Here is a 26,538-nt window from a genome sequence, read left to right on the forward strand (position 1 = left end):
GAAGCCGGCGGTCCTGTGCCCGAGCCAACAGGCTGGGGCCTCAACGGGACGGGACCAGCATGGTGTCCCCCCGCCGACAGTCTCACTCGCCAGGGGCGGGTGGCAGAGGGCGCAGCGTTCCTGGGCACGGCGGATCTCCTTCGCATGCGGATGGGGTATCGGAGTCGCCGCTTTGATCGGGGCGGTCCTCGTTCCGAGTGGCCGGAGCGGCGATGTGGTGCTGATAGATGTCGGGGATGTTGTCGGCGTTCTCGTCGAGGTTCTCTTCCTCATAGAGCCGCCGGTACTTGCTGTTCCGTGCTCTCAACAGCACGCACGCCAGCAGCGCGGAGGTCAGGGAGCCGAGGAGGACGGCGGCCTTGATGTGCTCGAGGTCTGCGGGCGTCGGGTAGGCGAGTTCACCGATCAGCAGCGAAACGGTGAACCCGATCCCGGCCAGCATCGCCACGGCGATCACGTCCGCCCAGGCGAGATCCGGGCTGAGGCGTGCCCGGGTGAAGCGGACGGCAAGGTAGCAGCCGCCGAAGATACCCAGCACCTTGCCGGCGGCCAGGCCCAGGGCCACGCCCAGCGGTTCCGGACCGCCGACCACATCTCCCAGCGTGTCGCCGGACACGCTGACGCCGGCCGCGAACAGCGCGAACAGCGGGACGGCCACCCCGGCGGAGACCGGCCGCACCAGGTGCGTGATGTGCTCAGCCGGACGCCGGCCTCGCTCACCGTCCTGCGCCACCCGCAGCAGCAGTCCCATGGCGACTCCCGCCACCGTGGCATGCACGCCACTGGCGTACGTCAGACCCCAGATCACCAGGGCGAGCGGCAGGTACCAGTACCAGCCGTGCACGCGCCGCCGGTCGTGCAGGTGGAAGAACAGCCCCAGCCCGAGGACAGCGCCGATGAGGGCGGCAAAGTTGATCGTCGAGGTGTAGAAGAGGGCGATGACGACGATGGCACCGAGATCGTCCACGACCGCGAGCGTCAGCAGGAAGGCACGCAGCGCCGAGGGCAGATGGGTGTCGATCACCGCGAGGACGCCCAGGGCGAAGGCGATGTCGGTGGCCATGGGGACCGCCCAGCCGTTCCACGTCCCTCCCATGGAGGTGGCGACGAGTCCGTAGACCAGAGCGGGTACGGCCATACCGCAGGCCGCTGCGACCACGGGCAGGACCGCTGTTCCCGGGTGGCGCAGTTCGCCGACCACAAGCTCACGTTTGAGTTCGGCACCGGCGACGAAGAAGAAGATCGCCAGCAGTCCATCGGCTGTCCAGTGGGCCACGGAGAGATCCAGGCCCAGTGCCTCGATGCCGAAGTGGAATTCGCGTATCGACTCGTATGCGCTGCTCAGCGGTGTGTTGGCCCATACCAGCGCTACGGCAGCCGCAGCGAGCAGCACCATGCCACCAACGGTCTCCGTGCGCAGAGCGTCCGTCACGAACGTGCGCTCGGGCAGCGGGAGACGGCCGAGGAAGGTGCGGTTCTTGCGGTTGCCTCCGGACACGCAGCTGACCTTTCGACGATTCGGCAGGGGGCGAGCCGGCCGGGCTGCTCACGCCTGGAGGAGTCGTTCCAGCAGGTGGGCGGCCGTGACGACGCCGAGGAGGCGGCCAGGGCCCCCGGCATCCCGTTGGACGATGGCGATGAGGGGACTCCGGGTACGGGCCATCAGTTCGGCCAGCTCCACGGCCGTGCGATCCGGAGCGGCAGTGGGAAGGAAGGGCCTTCCCGGCGGGAGACGGTCGGCGAGCGTGCGTCCCGCCAGCGCGCGACACAGGCGATCGGCATGCGGCTCGTCGATCACGGCGGCAAGTACCGGATCCTCCTGGATGTAGCCGGGAACCAGCGTCCTGACCACGTCGCAGGCAGGCAGCATCGCGAACGGCTGCCCGGCCCGGCCAACGACCAGAAGACCCGGCAGCCCCTGCTCGACGAGCAGTCTCACCGCTTCTACGGCATCGGTGTCCGTGCTGACCGAGACGTACGGCTGTGCGAGATCACGTGCACGCATTCGTCCTCCTTGGGAGTGTGGATGCTGACGGGCGTAGCGCGGGCAGGGTTGGCCTGGGGCCTGTCCGAGTCCGAGGGCCACGCCGCTGGGTATGGACAGCTACGGCCGGAGCGAGGCCCTTCGCCGGTGGTCCCTGGTTGTCGTCGGCCGGGGGCGGCTTGGCGAAGAGCGCCGTGAGGATCAGGCCCGCCAGCGCGACGAGGAGCAGTGCCACGACGACCTTCCGGCGCCAGTCAGGCCGTCCGCCGTTGTCGTTGTGGCCGTCGGCGTCATCCGGTTCGTGAGGGAACTGGTGGTTCAGCGCGTCCATCATCGAGACCAGCTCGGGATCGTCCCGGGCGAGAGACCGCTCGATCTCGGCAAGGATGCGCCGGTCGTCCATCGAGGGGTTCATACCGATCTCCTCTGTCCTTGAGGCTGAGGCCTCCCCTGCGGAGTGCGCGACCGCTCGGCGGGGTCTCGGCTATCCCGTGCGGGGGCCTCTCTGCGCGGCCTCGGGAGGCCGGAGCATGTCGACCAGGCGCAGCACCTCCATCGGCAGCGGGAAGATGAGGGTGGAGTTCCGCTCGTTGGAGACTTCGGCCATGGTCGACAGGATGCGCAGGTGCATGGCAGCGGGGTGGCCCTCGAGCCGTTCTGCGGCGTCCGCCAGGGTCTGAGCGGCCTCGAACTCGCCCTTGGCGTGGATGACCTTGGCCCGCCGGTCGCGCTCGGCCTCGGCCTGGCGAGCCATGGCGCGCCGCATGGCCTCGGGCAGCTCGACGTCCTTGACCTCGACGAGGGTGACCTTGACTCCCCACGGGTTGGTGACGTCGTCGATGATCCGCTGGAGGCGTTGGTTGATCTCGTCCCGGTTGATCAGCAGCTCGTCCAGGTCCACCTGGCCGAGGATGCTGCGCAGCGTCGTCTGGGCGATCTGCGAGGTTCCCTTGATGTGGTCCTCGATGGCCACCACGGAGCGGTTGGGGTCGACGACGTTGAAGTAGGTGACGGCGTTGACCCGTACGGTGACGTTGTCCTTGGTGATGACGTCCTGCGGTGGGATGTCCATCGTGATGGTGCGCAGCGAGACACGGACCATGCGATCGACCACGGGGATGATGACGAACAGGCCAGGCCCCTTGGCTCCGATGATCCGGCCGAGGCGGAAGATCACCCCGCGTTCGTACTCGGGAACGATCTTCACGGCGGCCATGAGCAGCAGGAGCAGGACGGCTGCGCCGATGATGATGCCGGTCAGTGCTGGGCTCATGGTTCGTCCTTCTGTTCGGTGCCTTGGCCCTGTGCGGGCTCGACATGTTCGACGATCAGTTCCAGGCCGTCGTGGTCCACCACGCGGACGTGCTGCCCTTCGGCAACCGCCGCATCGCGGCCGCGCACGATCCACCAGGCCCCTTCGAGCCACACCTGGCCCGTGCCACCTGCGGCGCGCCGTACGACCGCCTCATGGCCTACCAGCGCCTGGTGCCCGGTTGTCGCCGGTGCTCTGCGGGCACGCCAGGCCAGCCGGCCGGCGAGGATCGAGCCGCCTCCCACCACTAGGGCGGTCGGCCACAGCACGGCGGGATCCACGCCGAGCTCACCGCGGAAGAGCAGCACTCCCGCGAAGAGCAGGGACACCGTCCCCCCGGCGGCGAAGACCCCAACGCCCGGGGTGATCACTTCCGCGGCGAACAGGGCGGCGGCCAGGAGCAGGAGCAGCAGCCCGCCGACGTTGAAGGGCAGCACGCTCAGCGCGACGAACCCGAGAACGAGCAGGACGACACCGAGGACACCGGCGAAGCCCATGCCAGGGCCGGCCAGCTCGTAGATCACGGCCAGCGTGCCGATCGACAGGAACAAGTACGCCAGCTCCGGGCTGGCCAGGAGTTGGCGCAGCTCGCCGAAGAAGCCGAGTTCGTGCTCGACGACCTGTGCTCCCGCCGTGTTCAGAACGACCTCGCGCTCCGCGCCGTCAGGGCCGACCATGACACGGCGGCCGTCGAGCTCGGTGAGCAGCACATCGCGGGACGGCGCCACGAGATCGACAGCCTTGATCCGCAGGGCCTCCTGGTCGGACACCGATTTGCCGTCGCGGACCATGTCCCGGGCGAAATCCGTGCTGCGCTCTCGCTGCTCGGCGATCGAGACCGCGAAGGCGACCGCATCGTTGACGACCTTCTCGCTCGCCTCCTCGCCCTGCCCGGTCACCGGCGTGCCGGCCCCGATGTGGGTGCCCGGTGCCATGGCGGCGACGTGTGCGGACAGCGTGATGTAGGCGCCGGCCGACGCGGCACGCGCTCCCGAGGGGGTGACGTGGACGATGACCGGAACGTCGGAGGCGAGGACATCCTGGACGATCTCCCTGGTCGACTGAAGCAGCCCGCCCGGGGTGTCCATCTCGACCAAGAGCGCCACATGGCCCTCCCGCTCGGCGGTGCGCACCCCTTCCCCAAGGTGATCGGCGACGACCGGCGTGATGGTGCCGTCGATCCGCATCACGAGCACCGTTGGCGTCTGCGCCGCGCTCACCACGGGGGCTGCGAGAAGGCAGCCCAGCGCCACCAGGAGGATCCCGGCAATCCTCCGGAACAACGACAGGAAGGGGCTTCGGGGCACAGCGCAGTACCCCCTTGTTCGTGGGTCTTCGTCAGGCGCTTTACCCACGGATTACCCTCGCGGCTCAGCCGGACGCCTGCCGAGGGCGGCCAGCCAAGGACGTCTCACGGACCCCCGTTTTGCCGTTGTTCGGCAAAATGGGAGCATGCCGACGCGAAAACGCCACCAGGAACCGCGTGCGGCGACAGGTGCCATGGTGCCCGCACCGAATGCCGCACCCGCCGCCGAGAGCAAGCCTCCGCCCTCGGTGGCGGACATGAGCCGCCACTTGGAGCACCTCGCAGGGATTTCCCTCAGTAAACGGTGCCTGCCCCAGGAGGATCTCGCGGGTCTGCGGCAGTTCGCCGCCGCCGCGGCCGACCGCGGCACGGCCCTGCGGTTCCTGATCGCCGAATATCTCGACTCCGTCTGCCGCACCTGGACCGACCTGCCCGGCACCCGGCAGGCTACGGACCCTCAGGGCCTCAAAGAGGTCGCCTCCGCCGTGATCAGGGCAATCGGTGACGCGACGGTGGCTCTCACCGAAGGCTACGAAACCGCACACCGGGCAGCCATCCGAGGCGAAGAGGCGACGCGACGGGAATTCGTCGGCGACCTCCTCGAAGGCCGCACCGACCTCGGCCGACTCGCCGAGCGGGCCGAGCGATTCGGGCTGCGGCTGATCGGACCACACCAGGTGACCGTCGCCCGCGCCGAGAGCGCGTTCGAGGCAGGCGATGACACCACCCGCTACGTCGAGGAAGCGCTGACCGGCCGGTTCCGTACACGGGACGTACTCATCACCACCAAGGACGGCCTGCTCGTGTGCGTGTCACCCGGGGCGGTGTCGGAGGTTCCGGACGCCTTCGCCGCCAAGGTGGGCGACGCCGTCGACGAGCCGTACCAGATCGCCGTCAGCCGACCACGGCCCGGACCCAGCGGCATCGTCCGCTCCTACCAGGAAGCACGCAGCACCCTCGACCTCGCCGACCTGCTCGGCCTCACCACCCCGCTCGTGCACGCCTCAGACCTGCTGGTCTTCCAGGTCCTCGGCAGGGACCGCGCCGCCATCACCGACCTGGTGGCCACCGTCCTCGGCGACCTCGAAGGAGCACGCAGCGGGCCCAAGGCCCTCCTGGACACCCTGACCGCGTACTTCGCCAGCGGCTGCCTGAACACCGCCACGGCCCGCCGCCTCGGAGTGAGCGTGCGTACCGTCACCTACCGGCTCACCCGCATCCGCGAGCTCACCGGCCACGACCCCACCGATCCCGACCAGCGCTACATCCTGCAGACCGCCGCGCTCGGCGCCCGCCTCCTCAACTGGCCCTCGCGCCCCCTGCAGCCCGCCGAATGATCCGCTCCGCCCTCAGTGGGTACCGGGACAGACATGAGTGAGTCGTCGCCGGTGCCCCTGGAGGGGTATCTGCCGATCGAAGACCACGGCCTGATCGGCGACGGCCGTGGCTGTGCCCTGGTGGGCCGCGACGGCGCCATCAGCTTCATGTGTGTGCCCCGCTTCGACGCGCCTCCCCTGTTCTGTTCACTGCTCGACCGCCACCGTGGCGGTTCCTTCCTGCTGTCTCCGGACCGGCTGTGGGACAGCCGCCAGTATTACCTGCAGGACACCGGTGTCCTGGTGACGGAACTTCGGGCGGACACCGGCATCGTCGAGGTCACCGACGCCTTCCTCCTCGAACCAGGTGCCCGCCTCGAAGAGGACATGCCGGCCAGCCGAGGCGAACTCGTCCGGCACGCCAGAGTCACCCACGGCTTTGTCGATCTCACCGTGTCGGTGCGACCGCGCGGCGGCGCGCAGCCCGAGCGTCACGCCGGCGGATGGCAACTGACCTGCCCCGGGCAGCCTCTGAAGCTGCGCCTGACCGCCTCCCGGCCGCTGCCCGACCACCCGTGCACCCTGCCCCTGCGCGAAGGGGAAGACCTCTGGCTACGCCTGCGCTGGAGCCAACAGCAGGACCCCTGCGCAGGGCAAACATTCGCCGACCGCGTCACCGACACGATCGAGGCATGGCTCCGCTGGTCAGCACACGTGGTGGACGACACGCCCCGCCCGGAGATGGTGCGTCGCTCGGCCATCACGCTCAAGCTCCTCGACCACATCGAGAACGGCGCCATCGTCGCCGCTCCCACCTCCTCGCTGCCGGAACTCATCGGAGGCGACCGGAACTGGGACTACCGCTACGCATGGATCCGCGATGCCGCATACACCGTCTTCGCCCTGCGCCGCATCGGCCTTCCCGACGAAGCAGGAGGCTTCCTCCGCTGGGCCCTGAGCGCCGCCTGGCGGGACGGGCGACCACGCGTCCTGTACGACGTGGACGGCCGGCCACCGCCGGCGGAAGTGATCGACGAGGAGCTGGAGGGCTACCGCGCTTCCGCACCCGTGCGGTGGGGAAACGCCGCCGCCGAACAAGTGCAGCACGACGTCTACGGAGAGATCCTCGACTGCGCCTTCCAATGGGCAGCCACCGGCAGAACGCTGGACACCGACCTGTGGCACCGCCTGTCCGGCCTGGCCGATCAGGCCCGCACCGCCTGGAAGACACCGGACCACGGCATCTGGGAAGTACGCACTCACGGGCGCCCGTTCACGTACTCCACAGCGATGTGCCAGGTGGCCCTCGACCGCGCCGCCCGCCTTGCCACCCGCCTGAACCTCCCGGGCGACGCGACCACTTGGGCTGCTCAGGCCCGGCACCTCACCGAGCGGATCATCCGCGATGCCTGGGACGACCGTCTGAACTCCCTCACCGAACACGTCGGCGAGACAGGAGGACTGGACGCCTCGCTCCTCGCCTTGCCCCTCAGGCGCGTCCTTCCCGCTGACCACCCGCGCATGATCGCCACCACGAGGGCCATCGCCGAACGCCTCAGCGCGGGCAATGGCCTGCTGTTCCGCTACTTGCCGAAGGTCTCACCCGACGGACTCGACGAGCCGGAGGGCGCTTTCCTGCTGTGCAGCTTCTGGCTCGTGGACAACCTCGCGGGCCAGGGACGCGTCGACGAAGCCTCCGAACTGTTCGAGAAACTCTGCTCCTACGCCAGCCCGCTCGGCCTGTTCGCCGAACAGATCGACCCCGGCGACCACTCCTTCCTCGGCAACTTCCCCCAGGCACTCAGTCACGTCGGGCTCCTCTCCAGCGCCGTCGTCCTCGCCCGCGCCCAGCGCGGCGTGCGACCGGAACTCTCCACCCATGCGTGGTTTCAGTGAGCGCAGCAGCCCGGAGCAACAGCGACGAGAGCCCCGCGGCAACGCACGCGCCGTCCTCCGCCGTCACATACGGCCCCGTCCGTGCCCAAGGCAGACTGACAGCTACGCAGTGGAGGGCCAGTTCAACGCTCGTCGCGCCCAAGTCGTCTGACAGGACAGTCAGGGTCAGCGGTAGCGGAGCAGCAGCATGGCGGCGTCGTCCTGCAGAGGTCCGTTCACATGCTGCAGCAGCCCCTGTCGCAGGGTTTCCAGCGCCGTCTCCGGATCGTCCTCTTTGAGGAGGTGGACGCGCTCGGTGAGCGGGAAGAAGCGTCCTTCGTCGTCGCGTGCCTCGATGACCCCGTCGGTGTAGAGCAGCAGTTGGTCCCCTGGTCGGAAGTCCGCGGAGTACGGCTCCGGCTGGGACGGGCCGTGCACACCCAGGCCCAGCGGAAGCGCGTAAACGTCCGGCTCGGGAAGACTCGCGGAACCGTCGGCGTGGACCAGCAGCGGTGCGGGGTGGCCGTAGTTCAGGAACGTCACCCGCCGGTCTGTCATCTCGGCGAGAATGGCGGTGACGAACTTCTCCCCCTCCAGTTGCCGGTCGACGGACCGCTCCAGCCTGCGCCCCACCTGGGTGAGGTCCGCCTCGTCCAGCGCCGCTTCACGGAAGGCGCCCAGGACCACGGCCGCGGTCTCCACCGCTTCGAGCCCCTTCCCCTGTACGTCCCCCACGATCACGCGCACGCCCTGCGGGGCGGCGACCACTTCGTACAGGTCACCGCCGATACGCGCCTCGGCGACGGCGGACATGTAGCAGACGGCCGCGCGTAGTTCCCCGGCCAGGCGCGGCACCGGCTTGAGCAGCACCCGCTGGGCCGCCTCGGCGATCGACCGGACGCTGTCGAGCTCCGCCTCCCGCTCCCGGCGCATGAACACGGCCACGAGTCCCGCCACCGTGACGCCAACGACGGAGGCAAGGCTCATGTAGCCGCGGCGGGCCTCAAAGAGGTCGTTGTACAGGCCGAGGCCGACACAGAGCAGCAGCGCGACCACACCAACGCACGCGGTGCGTCGCCAACCGCCGACGAGCGGGGCGAAGGCCGGTCCCACCGACACCAGCGGCAGCAATCCCACCGAAGGGCCTACGGCGACATCCACCACCGCAACTGTGCCCATCATGGCGAAGGGCAGGACGGACAGGACCGTCAGCCGGTGGTTCTTCGCGGACACATCGCCCTCCGACACTTCGGCGGCCTGTCCGGTCCAAGGGAGCGCCACAGGCCGCCGGAACCTCCCCCATCACGCCCTCGTGCCCTCGCACAGAGCAAGATTCATCTTCCCAGACGTTGCGCGCCTGTCTCCATGATGAGGCGAATCGAACGCGCTGCCGCGTGTGCAACTTCCTCTGAAAGCCGCGGACCCAACGCGCGGGTACGTGGCCACGGCGGGGCCACGTCCGCTGGTCGCCCAGCAGAGACCTCGGCATCGGTAGATCAGGCCGCGAACAAGGAGCTACTCGCGGAACTGTTCCCGTTCGGCGGTCAGCCCAGCGCCCTGAGGATGCCGTACGCCCCGGGGACAGAGCACGGACCGGGAGCCGTCAGTCCTTGGGACACCATGAGTTCGACCTCAGTAGGCGGTTTCGGTGGGGCGGTCTTTCACGACGGCCAGGAGCTTGTCACGTTGTTCCTCGTTCGCGAGCGCGACCAGCCTGTCCTCGACATGCGGTGGCAGGTCCTTGATGCCGAGTTCGACGCCGGACTTGTACGAGTGGTCGATGAAGGTCAGCAATGCCTTGGCCCCGGACATGTCAATGTAGTCGACGTGCTTCAGGTCCAGCGACAGGTTTGACTCGTCGTCGCGGAGTGCTGTGAAGACGCGGTCGACGGACAGGAACGACAGTGGTCCCTCGATGCGGTAGGTGCCGACGCCGTCGTGCGCGATTGAGGCTTTGCGTCGGCGCGACTTCGTGGCGTGCACGATGAGCGCCAGGACGACGCCGACGGCGACCGCCATGGTCAGGTCGACGACAACGGTGATGATCATCGTCGCGAACATGACGACGACGTCGCCCCTCGGGGAGACGTGCGCTTTGCGCAGGCTCTCCCAGTCGAACATGCCGACCGCGGTCAGGATCAGGATCCCCGACAGCACCGCGAGGGGGATGTACTGCACGACGGCCCCGAGCCCGGCCACGAGGGCGAGGAGGATGACGCTGTGCGTGGCCGCCGACAGCGCGGTGCGGCCGCCGCTTCTGACGTTGACCACGGACCGGACGGTCGCTCCGGCGCTGGCCAGGCCGCCGAACAGTCCGCTGGCGGCGTTGCCGAGTCCCTGGCCGATCAGTTCCTTGTTGCTGCGGTGCCGTTGGCCGGTGATGTTGTCCATGACGACCGACGTCAGCAGCGAGTCGATGGAGCCCAGCAGGGCGATGCTGAGCGCGGGCAGGACCAGGGTGAGCAGCAGCGACCCGCTGAGCTCGGGGACGGTGATCGAGGGGATCGACTCCGGGATCTGGCCTATGTAGTCGATCGCCGTGTTCAGCGGGACCGGCCCGAGGCGCACGTCCCGCAGGAGCGAGTCCGTGAGCTGCAGGGCCGGGGTGACGAGGAGGAGCGCGATCAGACTCGCCGGGACCGACTTGATCACTCGTGTGGATACGAGCATGAGCACGATCGTGCCCGCCACCACCAGGAAACTGCTCTGCACCTGGTCCAGTTCGCCCAGGATGATGATCAGTGCGATCCCGCCCATGAAACCCGACACCACGGGGTGGGGAATGTAGCGGATCAACGATCCGAGCCTGCACAGCCCGAACAGGATCTGGAACGCGCCGGCCATGATGAACGCAAGGAACGCGCCCTCGAGCCCGTGCTCGGCGATCACCCCGGTGGCGACGACGGTGATGGGACCGGTCGGGCCGGTCACCTGGCCAGGAGTACCACCGAACACCGCCGCGAAGAATCCGGCGAAGATCGCGCCGTACAGCCCGACGAGCGCGCCCTCGGAGGTGCCCGTCGCCGTGATGCCGAAGGCGATCGCCAACGGCAACGCCACGATCGCCACGGTCAAGCCGGAAAGAATCTCTTTTGCGACGCGCTGGAACATCGGCCCCCACTCCGGTCGACGGCATGCTGACGTCGGCCCATGGCGGACCGAACCGCCGACCAGACTTCCCGGCACTCCATGCGTAAAGATGCCGTATGGAACACGTCAAAGCAAGACCAAAGATCGCCATCTGAGGCTGCCCAACGCGCCACCGGCCACCGGCCGTGTCGCAGTCCACCGGCGGCCGCAGCTTGATCCCGGGCACTGACGAAACGAGCATGCCAAGCTCACCGAACACCTCGGCTGCCTGCTCGTAGCTTCCGCTCATCAGCACAGCAGAGCCGGCGAAACGTCAGAAGGGCAGCGGCTGCTCTGGGCGTGGGTTGCGGCCTCGGCGAACGTCACCCGCGCAGACTCTCCGTCGCCAAGTACAGGATGACGGCCAAGGGTACGGCCCAGCGCACGAACGCCGATCCGCCCGCCGGGTGCGGAGCCTGAGCAGCGGGGCGCAGGTGACTGTGGCGGGCCATCGCGGTGAGCGTGTCGGCCGCAAGTCCCCCGGTGCCGGGCCGACGCAAGAGCCGGGCCAGCCACGGCGGCATGAACAAGCCCGCCATAGGAGCCCGCTGCGGGCCGATGAACTCCAGCAGCCCGTCGCGCCGGATCTCCACACGGCCGATCACCGACCAGGCGATGAAGCGGGTCGACCACATGCGGCGGAGGTACACCCCGGAGCGGTCAGCGGTGATGCGCCACATACTGAACTGGCAAGTGATCCACGCGGCGACGAGCGAGGTCCAGACCGCGAAGAACAGGGCACCCGGCTCGGGATGCGTCAGGCTCGCTCCGTCAGGCCGGTCAGTCAGCGCGACGAACGACAGGCACCACACCAGGCCGGCCAGCCTCCCCTGCCAGCCTGCCCGCCACACCAGCGGTTCCGCAGGGTCCCTCATCTTCGCAGCGAGTTCCTCGATCCTCTCACGCTGCTCCCGCCGCGCGTGCTTGCGCCGCTCCCCACGACCCATCGTCGCCCCCCTGCCCCTCGGATCTCAGTTATCTGTGGTGTTGACGCAGGTGCGGTTCAGCCGCCCCCGCCTGCTTCCCGGTCCGACCGACGCGCGAGTACGGTCAGCGGCGCGGTGAGCGCCCGGGCCGTTCGGACAGCTCCCCACAAAGGACGGCCTCGGGAACAGCGGCCGCCGCACAGTGATGGCGTCGGTAGTCACCCGCTCCGCGTGGTCGCAGAGCCGGTCAACAAGCAGCAACGCCACGGCCGTACCGACCGCTCCCCGGCAGCAGGTGCCCAGATGGGTTCGCAGCCGGGAACGCAGACGACTCGCGCACTATCACCGCGGGGATCGCGACGGGCACCGTCGGTTCCTCCAGCAACTGCACAGCCGCGAACGACAGGCGCAGCCAGACGACGCCAACAGCCCGCCGTAACCGGGACGTACCGGCCAGGACGCGCTCACCGCGACCGGTCGACCAGTCGGCCCACTCCGGCCGCAGCCAGGCAGAAGATGCCGAGCAGGAGAACGGGCACTCCGGGTCCGGGCAGCACCCACATCGCGGTGCCGCAGAGAGTGAGCAGCACACCGGCGACCGCAAACGACCATACGAATGTGCGACCGGTGAAGGATGGGGGCATCAGGCGACTCCAGGAAACGGGGGAACTCGATGCCGACCAGGCTTCCCGGCTCACCTGCGCGGATTGTAGCCGGTCGGACAAGAGCGCGATCCGGCAGCGTCAGGGCACGCCGGGAGGCACGAGCCCTCATCCCGTCCTCGTCCGGCCGCGACCGCGCAAGGAGGGGCCTACAGCGTCTTCGACGAGTCGCAACCCGCCTAAAGATCATCAGCGTTCGGATCCTGCTGGGATTCCTGCGGCCCCGACCGGGCGGGACGCCGTGAAGAAGCTCCTCGGCCACATGCGGGATCCTGCGGCGGATGCGCTGAGGCGGGTCGTCGCAGTGGCCGTCTGCGCAGCAGACACGCACGAGAACGCCGCCGGTACTGTCTGCTCGACCAAGTCGCCGAGCATGCTGCCCCCGTCCGCAAGGCACTGGCCGACCGGGGCTTCAAGACGGCCGTGGTCGACCACGGCGCCACACTGGGCATCGACGAGGTGGGCTTCGTACCGAGCGAGCCGAAGCCGTGGGCGGTAGAGCGGACAGGCGGGATCCTGATACTGATCCGGCGGCTCGCAACCATCGCCTCGTCTGGGCCACGGTTGCCAGAACCCGGCAGGTTTCGCGTCCGCGGACTGCCATTGTGTGCTCTGCCGCCAGCCAGTGGGCCAGGCGATGCTGGGCGGGCCGCCGAGGGCGCGGACAACCAGGCGACAGGGCGGGAGGGAGAGCTTCTCAACATCGCCTCGTCGTTCGTTGCCGGGATCGGGAAGGCTCGGCCCGCGTTCCTCGCCAGACGCCGCTGTATTGGCTGAGAAACGGCTGGTGAAATATGCAGGGTGTGGTTGCCGTCCCGGACAGCAACCAGCCGCCGCCGTATGACGCGCTGGAAGGAGGAAGCCGGTCATGAGACGTCGGCGACGCCACAGCCGACACGGCCGACCCTTCCTGTGGCGCCGGGCGAGCTCGGCCAGGGACTGCGGCAGATCGTCCATGTGGCTGCGCTGCGAGGGCCTGGTCGTCGCGTTCGTCGGTACGCCGCTTGTCGTCGGCGCCGGCCTCTACGGCGCGCTCGCCGGGCCGGGCGCGCCGAGTATCAGTGCGGCCGGGGTCGTGTGCACCTTGGCTCTCAGTCTGTATCTGCTCATCGTGCGGGCGGGGCGTGTGCTGGTGGGCTTCATCGCCCTGACGGGTATGGCGCTGGCCGTGCTGGTCCCCCGGGTCACGGCGGAGATCGCACTGAGCGAGCGCGGCCACCGCAAGGACGTGATCGTCACCGCAGTCCAGGCCGAGCAGGCTCCGTCCGGCCGCAGTGCCGGTGTCCTCTGCTCCTACGCCTGGGAGGACGGGGCTCCCGTGCTGGTCCCGATACGCCGGGGTTGCCGTACCACGACCTCGGCAGGAGAGCACATCAGTGTGCTGTTCGATCCCAGGGGCGTGATCACGCCCCGCGCCGCCGGCCCCTTCCGGCTCGGCCGATTCGCAGTCACCGCGGCACTTGCGCTGATGCTGCCGGTGTTGTGTGTCGCCGCCGTCCAGCGCTCGTACCGCTCGCCCGCGCCTCACCGAACACCTCAAGACCTCGTACAGCGAAAGCCAGGCAGCCGGGTTCGCGGCCGCGGTCGCCGCGGCCCGCGCGCCTCGAAGTCGTGACTATCGGCGCAGTGCCTGTGCTTCATGGATGGCAAGGGCCGATGTCTCCCGATGCACGCCGGCCGAACGCCTGTAGATTCTGAAACCCGACAGCTCGCGGCCCTTGGAGTCACTGGGGAAGGTCCCGGGACGACTGATGCCCCTCCTCCTCTCGTGTCGGCCACGACCACATGGTCGAGAGGCAGCGATTTCGCGCAGCGCGGCCGACGTCGTTCCCTGGTGCCGTACCGGGTGGTTCCAGCCAAGGGCGCGGGTTCGGCTCTCGTGTTCATCTCGGGACTCGGGCGTCCTTGCCTGCGGCCAGGATGAACAAGAGGCCCGCGAGGGCGGAGCAGCCGATACCGACAGCGATGCCGGCCATAACCGTGTTGTACGAGGCATCCGCGAGCCGGGGTACGCCGTTGGCCGGCGTGCCCGCGTACAGGCACAGCAATCCGAAGGCGCGCAGTCGCAGGCCGCCGGTGCGGTTGCGCATCCACGGCGGAACCCATCCACGCAGGATCGCTGTCGACAGCGGCAGCAGAAGCACACTGGCGATCCCCAAAGCGATCCAGTGATACAGCGGGTTGCCATGCACGAGCCCGCCCCCGTCTTTCGTCCGGCTTTCATCCGGTCGCACGGCGCTGGTCCCCGCGCGACGCCATCGGCGACAGGGCTGCACGGCAGCGGCCACCATGCCGGATCCCAGCAGTCCTGAACGCCTCCTACCTGCCTGGTGACGGCGGGGAGCCCCGCCGTGGCGCGCTGGTCAGCGGCAGGTCACCGCAACCACCGGTCTGCGGGCGACAAGTGGTGGCCGCCCGCTCGTTCCCGAGCCGGCAGCGGCTCGGCGCAGCGCCCTGCGGGAGGTCCGGACTGGTGAGGCCGAGGGACACCCCGTGGGCGTCGCGCACCAGCAGGACGCGTTCCGACACCGCTGCGGGAGAAGTAGGTCAGCCGCCGCACCCGCTCGATCCGGGACGGATCCACGGGAAAACCGTCACGTCCTGCTCCCTTTCCGCACTTCCTCAGCGCGAAGTCTGCCCTCCCGCACGATCCGCCGTCACTGCCGGAATCCGGAAGTCTCCGCCCGTCCGGACTGCGCGGGTACCGCTACCCGCCACCGGACGGCTCACCTGGTCCGTCAGGGACCGGGCCCGGCACGACGGGCCCCCTTCCTGTTCGGCGGCAAGGACACCGAGAAGGGCGGCGAAGAGAAAACACGACGAGCCCGCCGAGCCGGGCCGGAAGGCCGGTCGGAGCCGCAGCCGTTCTGCAGGCTCGGCTACATGACCGGACAGTTCCCCCAGACCGCGGCCAGGGCCTCGGGAATCTGTGGGACATCGCCGCAGCCCCGCGGCCCTCGGGGGAAACCGTCACTGGCGACGTAGCTCCAGTTACCTGCGGACGTACTGCGGAAGTACTTCCTGGCGCTGCCCTCGTCCTGCATGCTCACGAGTTCCTCGTGCGAGGCACCGGAGGTGGACTCGAATTGGGTGGCGGCGTAGCGGACGCCGCCGCACTGGCCGTAGAAGAACTGCCCCGGCACCGGCTGGATATGGGTGAAGCGAGGAAAGCTGCGCTGGTATGCCACCGTCACAGCGGCCTTCACCGCGTCGGTGGCGGTCAGGTTGTGACAGCCGGAACGGTCTGCGGAGGCAGCGGTTCCGGCGGGAGTGGGGGACGTCGTCGCCCTAGCCGGGGCGGCAGAGGTGCGCGATGGCGTGGGCGTGGTGCCGGAAGATGCCGAGGGCGTGGTGTCGGCAGGGACGTGCGAAGGGGTGGCCGTCGGCACTTGATCCCCGAGACGTCACGCCCGGCTGGATGTCCGAGTTCCGTAATGTGCCCAGTTCCTTAGGTGTTGGCGTCTCTGCCCGGCGCCTGTCGCGCGGTTCTTGGAGGCATGAGAACCAGCCTTCCGCGTCCGCCGGTGCGGGTGTTCACCGGTACCCATGGGGTCAGGGTGGTCGGCGACCCGCATCTGCGGATCGCCGACGCCCCGCTTCCGCCGGCCGAGGTCTTCGGCGTCGTACGGGACACACTCGCCGTCCAGGACGCCGCCGCCCAGTCGGGAAGCCGCGCCGCCCGCCTGCCCGCTTCGGCGACGGCACCAGGAAGCAGGTGCTGGACCTGCTCCTGGGTCTCGACGACCGGAACGCCGAGGACGCGAAACTGCTCAAGCTCTTCGGCGCCAAGTCCTTCGTAGGCACGAAGAATTCCGCCTACGACCGGATCGAGGACGTGGCCCGCGACCTGGGGCCGCTGCGGTGAGTGAGGCTCCGCCGGTGATCCGGCTGCGCGGCGCGGGGTGCCGGTTCGGTGCGCACGAGGCCCTGGGTGAGCTGGACCTCACGGTCCATGCCGGGGAGCGGGTGGCGGTGCTCGGCACCAGCGGCGCCGGCAAGAGCACGCTCCTGGCTCTGGTCAACGGGTCGTTGGAGCCGACCACGGGCAGTGTGGAGGCCTTCGGTGAGAACTCCGCCCACCTGACGGCCCCACGGCGGCGGCTGGTGCAGCGGCGCATCGGCTCGGTGAGCCAGGACCTCGCCCTGATCGAGCAGGTCCGGGTGGTGCACAACGTCAACGCGGGCCGGCTCGGCCGGTGGAGCACCACCCGCGCGCTGGCCTCGCTGATCTGGCCCCACTCGCTCGACGTGGTCCGCGACGCGCTCGAACGGGTCGACCTGGGCTGGGGCGAGCCCGTATCCAGTCTCGATCCGGTGCGCGCCGCGCGGGTTCTCGGCCTGCTCGGCGCCTCACCGACCGGGAGAACGCTCGTGGTGAGTCTGCACCAGCCGGCATTGGCCCGCGAGCACTGCACCCGCGTGGTGGGCCTGCGCCAGGGCCGGATCGTCCTCGACCTCCCGGCCGGCGACGCGACCGACGAAGCCCTGTCATACGACCTCTACGAGCTCGTATGACACTCCAACTCGACGCCCCGCCATCCCCGCCGTCCCCGCCGGCCGTGTCCGCGCCGGGACGAAAGCCCGTGAGCGGGCGGCGGATTCTGCTCCGCAGGCTCACAGCACTGGTGACGGTGACCGGGCTGCTGGCCTGGGCGTTTGCTCGCGCCGTCCCGTCGGGCGGCGAGCTGGTCAACCGAGGCGGTCTGGCCCTGCTCGACGACCTCGCGGCGACCGCGCTGCACCCCGCCCTGGACCCGGGCTTCCTCGCCGTGGTCCTGGAAGCGACGGCGACGACGCTGGCCCTGGCGCTGCTCGGGACGGCCGGGGCACTGGTGATCGGCCTGGTCGGCGGGCTGGTCCTCAGCGACGCGGCGTGGAGCGGCGCGCTGCCGTGGCCCCTAGGTGCGGGGCGGCTTGTGCTGCGTGGCGCGCTGGTGGCCGTCCGCTCGGTGCACGAGCTGGTGTGGGCGCTGCTCTTCGTCAGCGTGCTCGGCCTCGACCCGCTCGTCGCCGCCCTGGCACTCGCCCTGCCCTTCGGCGCGCAGAGCGCCCAGGTCTTCGGGGAGACCTTCGACAGCGTGCCCGACGCGCCGCTGCGTGCGCTGCGCGCCGCCGGCGCCAAGCGTTGCTCCGCTCTGGCCTACGCCCTTCTTCCCGGCACGGCACCGCTGCTGCTGTCCTACTCCTTCCACCGGTTCGAGTGCGCCCTGCGGTCCGCGGTCGTGCTCGGCGTCGCCGGCGTCGGAGGGCTGGGATTCGAGCTCACGGTGAGCCTGCAGTCGCGTAACTGGGGGGAGGTCTGGACGCTGGTCGCGGCACTGCTGGCCCTCGCGGGGGCGGTCGAGCTGTGGAGCAACCGCGTCCGCTCCGACGTCGCGGTGGTGACCTGCGCCGACTGGTCGGTCGGACATGAACGCTCACGCGACGACGGCCGGTCACCGCGTGGCCTGTCCCGCCCGACCCGCTGGTCTCTGATCCTGGCTGTACCGGCGATCGCGGTCGCCTGGTGGTGGGCCGGCCTCTCACTCGCCGGACTCGCCTCGACCCGCACCCAGGACCTCACCGGCCGACTGCTCGGCGACCTGTGGCCTCCCGCACTCCCCGAAGGCGGTCTGCGGGTACTGACCGGCGCCGCCCTCGACACCGTGACCATGGCCGTCCTCGCCATGGCCGTGGCGGTCGTGATCACCCTGCTCGTGGGCCCCTGGGCCGGCCGCCCGCGCGCCGACCGGCGCGGCCCGGCATCCTGGGGCCGACGCCGTGTCCGTGTCCGACCTCACCGACAGCCGCGCGGCAACCGACACCCTGCTAAGGACGCCGAGAGACGGCCGCTGGAGACCGTATGTCGTGGCGCGTTTCCTGGGTCTGGCCGCTGATAGGTCGGTGCGGCAGGCGGCCCGCCGCCCCCGGGCGCTGACCCAGCTCACCGTCCTGCACGGCCTGTTGTTCGTCCTCGCCCGCGATCGCGAACCGGGACGGGGCTGGGTGGCGGCCAACTGGCTGCTCGCGCAGCCCTGCATCTGGGCCTGTTGGAGCGCCGCGACCGGCTCGCACCGGCCGATGCGCTCACCCTGATCCGTGGCAGTCTCCCCGCCACGGCCCTGGGGTCCTGCCGCTGGTCGGGGGTGGCGGCGGTCGGCCTGGACCTGGCCGACGGCCGCCTGGCCCGCCGCCAGGAGACCGTGTCCCCGTTCGGCGACTACGCCGACTCCCTCGCCGATGCCGCGTTCGGGACCTGGCTGGTGCTGCGGCACGGGCCGAGCCGCACGCTGCGGGTTACCGCGATCGCCGCGTGGGCGGTACCGGTCGTCACGGTCACCGCCGTCGCCATCTGTCGCGGCACCATGCCCGAACCCGGCCCAGTGCACGGACGCCCACATCTGCCGCATCCTGGTCGGGACGAACAGTGAGCGCCATTACTGAGCCGCGCCTCCGCCCGGGCATAGCGTTCCGTACATGAGGAACCTCCACCGCGCATGACGAGGAGCACGGTAATGCTGCGCGCAGTATGGAACGGCACCGTGATCGCGGAAGCCCCCCGCACCGTGATCGTCGAGGGCAACCACTACTTCCCGCCCGGAACACTGCATCGCGAGTACTTCACCGAGACCCGCGGCCGGTCGCTGTGTCTCTGGAAGGGGCTCGCCCGCTACTACACCGTCACCGTCGACGGGCGGACCAACCGGAACGCGGCCTGGTACTACCCGCACCCGAGCCCGCTCGCCCGCAGGATCAAGAACCACGTCGCCTTCTGGCAGGGCGTGACGGTCGAGGGCGAGCCGGGGGGCACGTCGTGAGCGGCCGCCGGAGGGTCCGGACGGCAGCATGGACGGCGACCGCGGCGGCCATGGCCGTCGGCGGATACGCCGGGCTGGTCAGCGGGGCACTTCCGGTCGACCTGGGCGTGGGCCGACGGGTCAGACCGCTCGGGCCGCAGACCCTGGACATCGCGGCGCCCCGGGACGTGGTCTTCGACGTGATCGCCCAGCCGTACCTGGGGCGCGCCACCCGGGCCATGCGGGAGAAGGTGCGCGTTCTGGAGCGCGGCAGTGACATGGCACTGGCCGCTCACTTCACGCCGCTCGGCGGACGGTGGAAGGCCGTCACGGTAGAGACCGTACGGTTCAGCCGCCCCGAGCGCGTCGACTTCCGCCTCGTGCGCGGTCCGGTCCCCTACGTCGTGGAGTCGTTCACCCTGACCGAACTGCCCACCGGCACCCGCCTGTTGTACGAAGGGGAGCTGGGCACCGACCTGTGGCGGGCCGGAGCCTGGTGGGGTGAGAAGGTCGCCGCCCGCTGGGAGGCGACCGTCGCCGGATCGCTCGCCGCGGTCAAGGAGGAGGCGGAGCGCAGGGCCCGGCGATGACTGGCGAGAGCCGTCAGGGTGCCGCCGGGCCACCGAGCGAGGCGAGGGCGGCGGTCACCGTTCTGCCCAGGTCGTGTGCGTCCGCTCCGGCGCGGGAGCGGAGGTTGACGCCGTACGCGAGCAGCGCCAGTAGGTCGGCGCAGGCGCCGGGGTCGCAGCCGGGGGCGAGCTGTCCCTGGGCATGGGCGGTGACGAGCGCCGCGTGCATCGCGTCCCGTAGCTCCTGGTGATGCCGGTCCAGGACAGCGCGCACCTCGGGATCACCGTTCTCGGCCCCGGCATGCGCGTTGGCGACCATGCAGCCCCAGCGGGCGTACTCGCCCGAGCAGCGCGCCTCGATCAGGCCGGCGAAGAACTCGGAGATGGCCGGCAGTCCCCGCTCGTCCTCGGCGAGGCGCCGGAACGCCGGCTCGGACCGCTGTTCCACGTAGCGGCGCAGTGCGGCACGGTAGAGCTCCTGCTTGCCGCCGAACGTGGCGTACAGGCTGGAACGGTTGAGCCCGGTCGCGGTGACGACGTCCTGGATACCGGTTGAAGCCACGCCCTGCCGCCAGAACAGGCGGACCATCGTCTCCAGGGCCGTGTCCGGGTCGAAGTGCTTGATGTCCGGCATGCTTCCTACCCCGCCATCTCGAAACGATAGTTCCAGGATACCTCCGCCACTGCTATCCTGGAACGGTCATTCCGAGTTGAGTCGTGCCCCAGTGACCCAGGAGGACCATCCCCATGACCCTCAACGCCGAACTGCGCGCCTTCTACGAAGCCCGCCAGCAGCAGATCCCCGCCGAGATCCGGGAGATCATGCGCCGGGCGGGCCAGGCACTGGCCGACTCCGGCCAGGCCGACCGCACCCTGACCGCCGGCGCGCGGGCCCCCCGCTTCACCCTCCCCTCGGCGACCGGGCAGGCCGTGTCCCTGGACGACCTGCTCGCCGACGGCCCGATCGTGCTGACCTTCTACCGCGGTGCCTGGTGCCCGTACTGCAACATCGCCCTGCACGCCCTCCAGCAGCACCACGACGCCATCACCGCACGCGGCGCCCAACTGGTGGCCGTCTCCCCGCAGATCCCCGACGAATCCCTCTCTCTCACCGAGAAGCACCAGCTCGCCTTCGACGTCCTCAGCGACATCGGCTCCGACACCGCCAAGCAGTACGGCCTCGCCTTCGACCTCCCCGACGACCTCGCCGCCGTCTACGACAAACTCGGCTTCGACCTCCAGCGCGTCAACGCCGGCCACCCGCGCACCCTCCCACTGCCCGCCACCTACGTCATCGACCGCGCCGGCACCATCCGCTGGGCCTTCGCCGACACCGACTACACCCGCCGCGCTGAACCGGCCGACATCCTCGCCACCCTCGACTCCCTGGACTGACCCACCAGGGCGTCGGTCAACAGCACGAGCGTGAGCGGATAGAACACCGGCCGCATCGGAATCGACGCCGGCAGCAGCACGGCGGCGGTGCCGAGCACGAGCCGGACGGCCGGTGCGCAGCAGACGAGGCCGGGCAGGAACACCGGGAACACCCCGAGCAGGCGTGTGTATCCCCTCCGGCGACGCGTCGCCCGGCAGGCCGCCGCATGCCGGGTCGCGAGCCCGGCGACCGCGACGTTGCAGCCGCCCCGGGCGCGACGATTCCTCCGAGCAGCAAGTTGAGCAGGCTGACGAACACCGCCAGGTGCGCCGAGGATGCGCCGCGACCACCGGCTCGAACAGGTGCGGCGCCCGGACCTGCAACACGCGCTCCCGGGCCGTCTGGAACACCGGGCCGCCGGTGAACCGGCCCGGAGGCCGAGACCGCGAGGTCACCGATGGAGAAGAGATACGCCACCAGCACGACGAGCGGCGATCAGTCCCGTCCTCGGTGGCGCGCGGCGGTTGCCTGTTCGGTGAGCGCGCTTACAGTTCCCGGCCCCGTTCCGGCCGTAGCGTTCAGGCATGGTGCTGCGGATCGTACTGGGCGCGCTGTTCGTCGCGATGGCGGCCGGGCAGCTTGTCTCGTTCCGGTGGATGCCCGGCATTCTGGCCGCGTACGGGCTGGCCTCCGGGGCGGGCGCGACCGCACTGGCCGTGGCAGTGATCGCAGGCGAACTGCTGTGCGGGGTGTGGTTCCTGGCCCGCCCTCGATCCCGCGCGAGGGCGCCGGTATGGGTGTTCACCGGCGTCGCCCTGGCGTGGGCGCTGCTGGCGGCACAGGCGTACGCGCGCGGGCTCACCGTGGCCAACTGCGGCTGCTTCGGCCGCTACCTGCCCCAGCGGCTGAGCTGGTTCGTGCTCGTCCAGGACGCCCTCTTGCTGCTCTACGCCGGTCTGCTGCTGCGCGGCAGCGCGGCCACGCCTCCCGGCACGGGTGGAGCCCGCAAGCGGGGCGGGCTGCGTAACGAGGAGGCGGACGCGTGATGACGTGTGATGACCGGACGGCGTGAACGTCCCGGTGTGCGCGGGACACTCGGGCCACTGGGCGCCGAGCTGGTGATGGTGCTGCGCCGGCCCGTCGTTCGTTGCCGGCGGAGCACTCGGCGCGGTCGGCGGAGCACCACGCAACCCATGGCTGATCGCCGTCCGCCTACGCCCTGCACTGCCGCGCCCGTCACCGACGCGGCGCCGGCCCCGAGGACTGCTGCTCGTCCGCACCGCTCCCCTCCAGCGCCGGCGAGCACAAGAGCGCGGGCTCGGGGAGCGCCCCACGGCGCAGGGGCGTCCAAGCCGAACAGCCGATCCCGTCACGACGGAGTGAGGAGTACCGATGCCCCAGGCATCCGCGCCACGGCGCAAGGCGGACCGCGACGAGGTGTTCGTGGAGTTCACCAAGTCGATCTGCCCCCTGTGCAAGACGCCCGTCGACGCCCAGGTCAACATCCGTGACAACAAGGTGTATCTGCGTAAACGCTGCCGCGAGCACGGCGAATTCGAGGCCCTCGTCTACGGGGACGCCGAGGAGTACCTGTCCTCGGCCCGCTTCAACAAGCCCGGCACCATCCCGCTGGTCTTCCAGACCGAGGTGAAGGACGGCTGCCCCAGCGACTGCGGGCTGTGCCCCGAGCACAAGCAACACGCCTGCCTGGGCATCATCGAGGTCAACACCGGCTGCAACCTGGACTGCCCGATCTGCTTCGCCGACTCCGGCCACCACAGCGACGGTTACTCGATCACCCACGAGCAGTGCGAGCGGATGCTCGACGCGTTCGTGGAGTCCGAGGGCGAGGCGGAGGTGGTGATGTTCTCCGGCGGTGAGCCCACCATCCACAAACACATCCTCGAGTTCATCGACCTCGCCCAGACCCGCCCGATCAAGAACGTCCACCTCAACACCAACGGCATCCGCCTCGCCACCGACAAGAACTTCGTCGCCGAGCTCGGCAAACGCAACCAGGTCCCCGGCAAGTCCGTGAACATCTACCTCCAGTTCGACGGCCTCGACGAGCGCACCCACCTGGAGATCCGCAGGCGGGACCTGCGCACGTTCAAGCAGCGGGCGCTGGACAACTGCGCCGAGGCCGGGCTGACCGTCACCCTCGTAGCGGCCGTCGAACGCGGCCTGAACGAGCACGAGATCGGCGCGATCATCGAGTACGGCATCGACCATCCGGCCGTCCGGTCTGTGGCCTTCCAGCCGGTCACCCACTCCGGACGGCATGTCGAATTCGACCCGCTGAACCGGCTCACCAACCCCGACGTCATCAAGCTCATCAACGCCCAGCGCCCGCAGTGGTTCCAGAAGGGCGACTTCTTCCCCGTGCCCTGCTGCTTTCCCACCTGCCGCTCCATCACCTACCTCCTCGTGGACGGCGAACCCGGCAACCGCACCGTCGTGCCCATCCCGCGCCTGCTGAACGTGGAGGACCACCTCGACTACGTCACCAACCGGGTCATGCCCGACGCCGGCATCCGCGAGGCCCTGGAGAAACTCTGGTCAGCTTCCGCGTTCATGGGCACCGCCACCACCGAGGAGCAGCTCCGCGCCACCGCGGAGGCCCTGGACTGCGCGGACGCCTGCGGCATCGACCTGCCCCAGGCGGTGAAGGAACTCAACGACAAGGCTTTCATGATCGTGGTGCAGGACTTCCAGGACCCCTACACCCTCAACGTCAAGCAGCTGATGAAGTGCTGCGTCGAGGAGATCACCCCGGACGGGCGGCTGATCCCGTTCTGCGCCTACAACTCGGTCGGCTACCGGGAGCAGGTCCGGGCCCAGATGTCGGGGGTACCGGTCGCGGATGTGGTGCCGAACGCGCTGCCGCTGGCGGACCGGCTCACCCCGACACCGTACGGCTCGAAAACCGTCCGTACCGAGGCGGAGGGAGAGCGGTCATGAACAGCGACGAGGTCAAAGCATGCTGTGCGGACGCCTACGCGAAGGATGTCGTCGCCCTGCTGCTCGGCGGCTCCTACCACCCCGGCGGCACCGCCCTGACCCGACGCCTCGCCGACCGCCTTCAGCTGACCGCAGGCGGCCGGGTCCTGGATGTGGCCTCGGGTCGGGGCACCACGGCACTCCTGCTCGCCGACGCCTACGGGGTACGAGTGGACGGTGTGGACTACTCGGCCGCCAATACAGCGCTCGCCCAAGGCGCGGCCCAGGCGGCGGGGTTGGTGGAGCGGACCGTGTTCACCACGGGCGACGCGGAACACCTGCCCTACCCGGACGAGGTGTTCGACGCGGTGGTGTGCGAGTGCGCCCTGTGCACCTTCCCCGACAAGGTCCAGGCCGCAGCCGAGTTCGCCCGTGTCCTGCGCCCGGGCGGCCGGGTCGGCATCACCGACGTGACCGCCGTCCCCGACCGGCTGCCGCCCGGGCTGGCCGGTCTCGGTGCCCGCATCGCCTGCGTCGCCGACGCCCGCCCGCTGGCCGAGTACGGCGACATCCTGGCCGTTGCAGGACTGCGCACCCTGGCCACCGAGCGCCACGACGCGGCGCTGCTCCGCATGATCGACCAGATCGAGGCGCGGCTGAACCTGCTGCGCATCACCGCCCCCGGCCGCCTCGCCGACGCCGGTGTGGACATGGCCGCCGCCCCGGCCGTGCTCGCCGCGGCCCGCGCCGCCGTCGCGGACGGCACGCTCGGCTACGCCCTGCTGACCGCCGTGAAGTCCACCTGACGGCCGTACCGCTACCGCCGGGTACGTAAGCGCCCTCACATACCTGTACCTGCCCCGCGTCCTAGCGTCAGCGACAAGAGCGATGAGTCACTGCACCAGGAGGGCGATCATCATGACTACGACCCTGCGCGTTTCCCCGAGCACGGCCGTCATTCCGGTGCACGCGGTGTGGGGCGCCGCGGCCGGTCTGGTCGGCGGTGTCGGGATGGGCATCTGGATGTCGGTGTCGAGGCCCATGACGGACACCGCGATGATCACCATGGTCGCAGGTCTCCTCGGCTCCACCAACGCCTTCGCCGGATGGCTGATCCACCTGTCCATCGCGCTCTTCGCCGGCATCACCTTCGGCGCGCTGCTGGGGCAGTTCGCCCAGCGCCTCGCGTCCGCCGTGGTCCTCGGCCTGGCCTACGGCGCGGTGTGGTGGACCGTCGGCGCGCTGTGGATCATGCCCGCCAACCTGGGCATGCCGGTCTTCGAATGGAACGACGTCACCTCCTCCAGTCTCGGCGCCCACCTTGTCTTCGGTCTCCTGGCCGGACTCACCTTCTCCCTCGTCGCCCGGACGGCGGGCAAGCAGACCGGCCGGACTACCGGATGACACCGGTACCACCAGAGTCAACGCCTGGTTCCGGCGCACCGCCGGGGGGTACCGAGCCTCTCCTGGGCGCCCTGGACGACTACTGTCTGGCCAGCAGCGCTGGCGCGCTGGCCGGCCCGGCGTGGGGCGCCGCACCCCCGCCCTGGGCACCGGGACGACGCGAGGAACCACACCACATGAAGCACACCGGCGACGAGGCCGAGAAGACCTGGTGCATCTCCGAGGTCGACATCTTCCGCGACCTGAGCGACGCGGAAATGGACGCCATCGCCACCGCGGCCCCGATGAAGACCTACAGCGCCGGAGAACTGCTCTACTCGCCCTCCCAGCCCTCCGAGGTGCTGTTCATCCTCAAGCAGGGCCGGGTGCGTATCTTCCGGGTCTCGGCCGACGGCCGCGCCCTGACCTGCGCGATCATCAGCCCCGGCACCATCTTCGGCGAGATGGTGCTGCTCGGGCAGCGTATGTACGACAACTTCGCCGAAGCCCTCGACGACGTCACCGTCTGCGTGATGAGCCGCGCCGACGTCCACCGCTTCCTGCTGTCCGACGCCCGGATCTCCGCCCGCATCACCGAGATCCTCGGCCGCCGCCTGACCGACCTCGAACAGCGCCTGTCCGACAGCGTCTTCAAGTCCGTCCCGCAGCGGATCGCCACCACCCTGCTGACCCTCGCGGCCGAGACCCGCCCCAGGGTGCTCGGGACCCACAGCCCGCAGATCGCTCTCACCCACCAGCAGATCGCCGCCCTGGCCGGCACCTCCCGCGAAACGTGCACCAAGGTGCTGCGCGACTTCGCCGACCAGCACCTGATCCGCCTCGCTCGGGGCCGCATCACCGTCCTCGCCCCGGAGCGGCTCGCCGACCACGCGGGCTGACGTCACCGGACCGTAAGCACCCACCCCAGCCCGTACCGCTCGCCGCCCGGCCTACAGTTCAGCCGACCCCGACCACCAGGAGCCGT

At 69.9% G+C, this 26,538-nt stretch carries 28 protein-coding genes; 16 read left to right on the forward strand and 12 right to left on the reverse strand.

Annotation, left to right across the window (positions count from 1 at the left end):
- Positions 1-82 precede the first annotated feature (82 nt).
- The 5 genes from nhaA to F3T56_RS23230 form a co-directional block, all read right to left on the reverse strand.
- Positions 83-1,498 carry a Na+/H+ antiporter NhaA gene (gene nhaA, locus F3T56_RS23210; protein WP_149827306.1) on the reverse strand — a complete coding sequence of 472 codons (1,416 nt, stop codon included), beginning with the start codon at positions 1,496-1,498 and terminating at the stop codon, positions 83-85.
- A gap of 48 nt (positions 1,499-1,546) precedes the next feature.
- Positions 1,547-2,005: a CBS domain-containing protein gene (locus F3T56_RS23215; RefSeq protein ID WP_149827307.1), complete on the reverse strand. Its 459-nt coding sequence runs from the start codon at positions 2,003-2,005 to the stop codon at positions 1,547-1,549.
- Positions 1,992-2,399 carry a DUF3040 domain-containing protein gene (locus F3T56_RS23220; RefSeq protein ID WP_149827308.1) on the reverse strand — a complete coding sequence of 136 codons (408 nt, stop codon included), beginning with the start codon at positions 2,397-2,399 and terminating at the stop codon, positions 1,992-1,994. Before F3T56_RS23220 ends, F3T56_RS23215 begins: the two co-directional genes overlap by 14 nt.
- 69 nt (positions 2,400-2,468) lie before the next feature.
- Positions 2,469-3,257: a slipin family protein gene (locus F3T56_RS23225; protein WP_149827309.1), complete on the reverse strand. Its 789-nt coding sequence runs from the start codon at positions 3,255-3,257 to the stop codon at positions 2,469-2,471.
- Positions 3,254-4,603 (reverse strand): NfeD family protein, encoded by a 1,350-nt coding sequence (locus F3T56_RS23230; protein WP_246203773.1) that lies wholly within the window; start codon positions 4,601-4,603, stop codon positions 3,254-3,256. Before F3T56_RS23230 ends, F3T56_RS23225 begins: the two co-directional genes overlap by 4 nt.
- A 145-nt stretch (positions 4,604-4,748) precedes the next feature.
- Here F3T56_RS23230 and F3T56_RS23235 point away from each other — a divergent pair, with 145 nt between their 5' ends.
- Both F3T56_RS23235 and F3T56_RS23240 read left to right on the forward strand, forming a co-directional pair.
- On the forward strand, positions 4,749-5,939 hold the full coding sequence (locus F3T56_RS23235) for a PucR family transcriptional regulator (RefSeq protein WP_246203774.1): 1,191 nt from the start codon (positions 4,749-4,751) through the stop codon (positions 5,937-5,939).
- A gap of 33 nt (positions 5,940-5,972) precedes the next feature.
- Positions 5,973-7,814, forward strand: a complete 1,842-nt coding sequence (locus tag F3T56_RS23240; protein WP_149827310.1) for a glycoside hydrolase family 15 protein — start codon at positions 5,973-5,975, stop codon at positions 7,812-7,814.
- 165 nt (positions 7,815-7,979) lie between these two features.
- Here the strand turns inward: F3T56_RS23240 and F3T56_RS23245 are convergent, their stop codons facing one another.
- From F3T56_RS23245 to F3T56_RS49355, 4 genes are all read right to left on the reverse strand, one after another.
- Positions 7,980-8,975, reverse strand: coding sequence for a PP2C family protein-serine/threonine phosphatase (locus F3T56_RS23245; protein ID WP_149827379.1), 996 nt, complete (start codon positions 8,973-8,975; stop codon positions 7,980-7,982).
- Positions 8,976-9,425: 450 nt separating this feature from the next.
- Positions 9,426-10,904 carry a SulP family inorganic anion transporter gene (locus F3T56_RS23250; protein ID WP_149827311.1) on the reverse strand — a complete coding sequence of 493 codons (1,479 nt, stop codon included), beginning with the start codon at positions 10,902-10,904 and terminating at the stop codon, positions 9,426-9,428.
- Positions 10,905-11,245: 341 nt separating this feature from the next.
- Entirely contained in the window at positions 11,246-11,869 is a 624-nt protein-coding gene (locus tag F3T56_RS23255; RefSeq protein ID WP_149827312.1) for a hypothetical protein, read from the reverse strand.
- Positions 11,870-12,312: 443 nt separating this feature from the next.
- Positions 12,313-12,438 carry a hypothetical protein gene (locus tag F3T56_RS49355; protein ID WP_281291886.1) on the reverse strand — a complete coding sequence of 42 codons (126 nt, stop codon included), beginning with the start codon at positions 12,436-12,438 and terminating at the stop codon, positions 12,313-12,315.
- Between the two features lie 940 nt (positions 12,439-13,378).
- Here F3T56_RS49355 and F3T56_RS23265 point away from each other — a divergent pair.
- A complete protein-coding gene (locus F3T56_RS23265; protein ID WP_149827314.1) occupies positions 13,379-14,125 on the forward strand; it encodes a hypothetical protein in 747 nt (248 codons plus the stop codon).
- A 268-nt stretch (positions 14,126-14,393) separates the two neighbouring features.
- Here the strand turns inward: F3T56_RS23265 and F3T56_RS23270 are convergent, their stop codons facing one another.
- Entirely contained in the window at positions 14,394-14,744 is a 351-nt protein-coding gene (locus F3T56_RS23270; RefSeq protein ID WP_149827315.1) for a hypothetical protein, read from the reverse strand.
- Between the two features lie 645 nt (positions 14,745-15,389).
- On the reverse strand, positions 15,390-15,704 hold the full coding sequence (locus F3T56_RS23275; protein WP_149827316.1) for a hypothetical protein: 315 nt from the start codon (positions 15,702-15,704) through the stop codon (positions 15,390-15,392).
- 521 nt (positions 15,705-16,225) lie between these two features.
- Between F3T56_RS23275 and F3T56_RS47045 the strand changes: the two genes are divergently transcribed.
- The 7 genes from F3T56_RS47045 to F3T56_RS23300 all read left to right on the forward strand — a co-directional run bounded on the left by F3T56_RS47045 (position 16,226) and on the right by F3T56_RS23300 (position 19,876).
- The gene (locus F3T56_RS47045; protein WP_216372995.1) at positions 16,226-16,375 is read left to right on the forward strand and encodes a hypothetical protein; all 150 of its coding nucleotides are present in this window, start codon (positions 16,226-16,228) and stop codon (positions 16,373-16,375) included.
- Positions 16,372-17,025: an ATP-binding cassette domain-containing protein gene (locus F3T56_RS23280; protein WP_216372996.1), complete on the forward strand. Its 654-nt coding sequence runs from the start codon at positions 16,372-16,374 to the stop codon at positions 17,023-17,025. The genes F3T56_RS47045 and F3T56_RS23280 overlap by 4 nt, the downstream gene beginning before the upstream one ends.
- A 68-nt stretch (positions 17,026-17,093) precedes the next feature.
- Positions 17,094-18,386 carry a PhnE/PtxC family ABC transporter permease gene (locus F3T56_RS23285; RefSeq protein WP_172639087.1) on the forward strand — a complete coding sequence of 431 codons (1,293 nt, stop codon included), beginning with the start codon at positions 17,094-17,096 and terminating at the stop codon, positions 18,384-18,386.
- Entirely contained in the window at positions 18,358-18,585 is a 228-nt protein-coding gene (locus F3T56_RS48075) for a hypothetical protein (RefSeq protein WP_246203775.1), read from the forward strand. The genes F3T56_RS23285 and F3T56_RS48075 overlap by 29 nt, the downstream gene beginning before the upstream one ends.
- A complete protein-coding gene (locus tag F3T56_RS48080; RefSeq protein ID WP_246203776.1) occupies positions 18,540-18,920 on the forward strand; it encodes a CDP-alcohol phosphatidyltransferase family protein in 381 nt (126 codons plus the stop codon). The genes F3T56_RS48075 and F3T56_RS48080 overlap by 46 nt, the downstream gene beginning before the upstream one ends.
- An 84-nt stretch (positions 18,921-19,004) precedes the next feature.
- Positions 19,005-19,307, forward strand: a complete 303-nt coding sequence (locus F3T56_RS23295) for a DUF427 domain-containing protein (RefSeq protein ID WP_149827319.1) — start codon at positions 19,005-19,007, stop codon at positions 19,305-19,307.
- Complete coding sequence (locus F3T56_RS23300; protein WP_246203777.1) at positions 19,304-19,876, forward strand: SRPBCC family protein; 573 nt, start codon at positions 19,304-19,306, stop codon at positions 19,874-19,876. The genes F3T56_RS23295 and F3T56_RS23300 overlap by 4 nt, the downstream gene beginning before the upstream one ends.
- Before the next feature lie 13 nt (positions 19,877-19,889).
- Here F3T56_RS23300 and F3T56_RS23305 read toward each other — a convergent pair whose 3' ends face one another.
- Positions 19,890-20,489, reverse strand: coding sequence for a TetR/AcrR family transcriptional regulator (locus F3T56_RS23305; RefSeq protein ID WP_149827320.1), 600 nt, complete (start codon positions 20,487-20,489; stop codon positions 19,890-19,892).
- A gap of 113 nt (positions 20,490-20,602) precedes the next feature.
- On the opposite strand from F3T56_RS23305, the gene F3T56_RS23310 reads away from it, so the two are divergent.
- The 6 genes from F3T56_RS23310 to F3T56_RS23335 all read left to right on the forward strand — a co-directional run bounded on the left by F3T56_RS23310 (position 20,603) and on the right by F3T56_RS23335 (position 26,452).
- Positions 20,603-21,250 (forward strand): peroxiredoxin-like family protein, encoded by a 648-nt coding sequence (locus tag F3T56_RS23310; RefSeq protein ID WP_149827321.1) that lies wholly within the window; start codon positions 20,603-20,605, stop codon positions 21,248-21,250.
- Positions 21,251-21,814: 564 nt separating this feature from the next.
- The gene (locus F3T56_RS23315; protein WP_172639088.1) at positions 21,815-22,276 is read left to right on the forward strand and encodes a MauE/DoxX family redox-associated membrane protein; all 462 of its coding nucleotides are present in this window, start codon (positions 21,815-21,817) and stop codon (positions 22,274-22,276) included.
- 346 nt (positions 22,277-22,622) lie between these two features.
- Positions 22,623-24,191: a radical SAM protein gene (locus F3T56_RS23320; protein WP_149827322.1), complete on the forward strand. Its 1,569-nt coding sequence runs from the start codon at positions 22,623-22,625 to the stop codon at positions 24,189-24,191.
- Positions 24,188-24,976 carry a class I SAM-dependent methyltransferase gene (locus F3T56_RS23325; RefSeq protein WP_149827323.1) on the forward strand — a complete coding sequence of 263 codons (789 nt, stop codon included), beginning with the start codon at positions 24,188-24,190 and terminating at the stop codon, positions 24,974-24,976. The genes F3T56_RS23320 and F3T56_RS23325 overlap by 4 nt, the downstream gene beginning before the upstream one ends.
- Positions 24,977-25,088: 112 nt before the next feature.
- Positions 25,089-25,574, forward strand: a complete 486-nt coding sequence (locus F3T56_RS23330) for a hypothetical protein (RefSeq protein ID WP_149827324.1) — start codon at positions 25,089-25,091, stop codon at positions 25,572-25,574.
- A gap of 176 nt (positions 25,575-25,750) precedes the next feature.
- Positions 25,751-26,452 (forward strand): Crp/Fnr family transcriptional regulator, encoded by a 702-nt coding sequence (locus tag F3T56_RS23335; RefSeq protein ID WP_246203778.1) that lies wholly within the window; start codon positions 25,751-25,753, stop codon positions 26,450-26,452.
- Positions 26,453-26,538 lie beyond the last annotated feature (86 nt).

The organism is Streptomyces tailanensis, assembly GCF_008386495.1.
Classification (GTDB): Bacteria; Actinomycetota; Actinomycetes; order Streptomycetales; family Streptomycetaceae; genus Streptomyces; species Streptomyces tailanensis.

Coding starts and splice junctions, on each gene's coding strand:
- F3T56_RS23250 (WP_149827311.1), bottom strand. CDS start 10,904: ATGTTCCAGCGCGTCGCAAAAGAGATTCTTTCCGGCTTGACCGTGGCG.
- F3T56_RS23320 (WP_149827322.1), top strand. CDS start 22,623: ATGCCCCAGGCATCCGCGCCACGGCGCAAGGCGGACCGCGACGAGGTG.
- F3T56_RS23265 (WP_149827314.1), top strand. CDS start 13,379: ATGAGACGTCGGCGACGCCACAGCCGACACGGCCGACCCTTCCTGTGG.
- F3T56_RS23215 (WP_149827307.1), bottom strand. CDS start 2,005: ATGCGTGCACGTGATCTCGCACAGCCGTACGTCTCGGTCAGCACGGAC.
- F3T56_RS23335 (WP_246203778.1), top strand. CDS start 25,751: ATGAAGCACACCGGCGACGAGGCCGAGAAGACCTGGTGCATCTCCGAG.
- F3T56_RS23240 (WP_149827310.1), top strand. CDS start 5,973: ATGAGTGAGTCGTCGCCGGTGCCCCTGGAGGGGTATCTGCCGATCGAA.
- F3T56_RS23310 (WP_149827321.1), top strand. CDS start 20,603: ATGACCCTCAACGCCGAACTGCGCGCCTTCTACGAAGCCCGCCAGCAG.
- F3T56_RS23325 (WP_149827323.1), top strand. CDS start 24,188: ATGAACAGCGACGAGGTCAAAGCATGCTGTGCGGACGCCTACGCGAAG.
- F3T56_RS23245 (WP_149827379.1), bottom strand. CDS start 8,975: ATGATGGGCACAGTTGCGGTGGTGGATGTCGCCGTAGGCCCTTCGGTG.
- F3T56_RS23225 (WP_149827309.1), bottom strand. CDS start 3,257: ATGAGCCCAGCACTGACCGGCATCATCATCGGCGCAGCCGTCCTGCTC.
- F3T56_RS23295 (WP_149827319.1), top strand. CDS start 19,005: ATGCTGCGCGCAGTATGGAACGGCACCGTGATCGCGGAAGCCCCCCGC.
- F3T56_RS23305 (WP_149827320.1), bottom strand. CDS start 20,489: ATGCCGGACATCAAGCACTTCGACCCGGACACGGCCCTGGAGACGATG.
- F3T56_RS23235 (WP_246203774.1), top strand. CDS start 4,749: ATGCCGACGCGAAAACGCCACCAGGAACCGCGTGCGGCGACAGGTGCC.
- F3T56_RS23255 (WP_149827312.1), bottom strand. CDS start 11,869: ATGGGTCGTGGGGAGCGGCGCAAGCACGCGCGGCGGGAGCAGCGTGAG.
- F3T56_RS23315 (WP_172639088.1), top strand. CDS start 21,815: ATGGTGCTGCGGATCGTACTGGGCGCGCTGTTCGTCGCGATGGCGGCC.
- F3T56_RS23220 (WP_149827308.1), bottom strand. CDS start 2,399: ATGAACCCCTCGATGGACGACCGGCGCATCCTTGCCGAGATCGAGCGG.
- F3T56_RS23330 (WP_149827324.1), top strand. CDS start 25,089: ATGACTACGACCCTGCGCGTTTCCCCGAGCACGGCCGTCATTCCGGTG.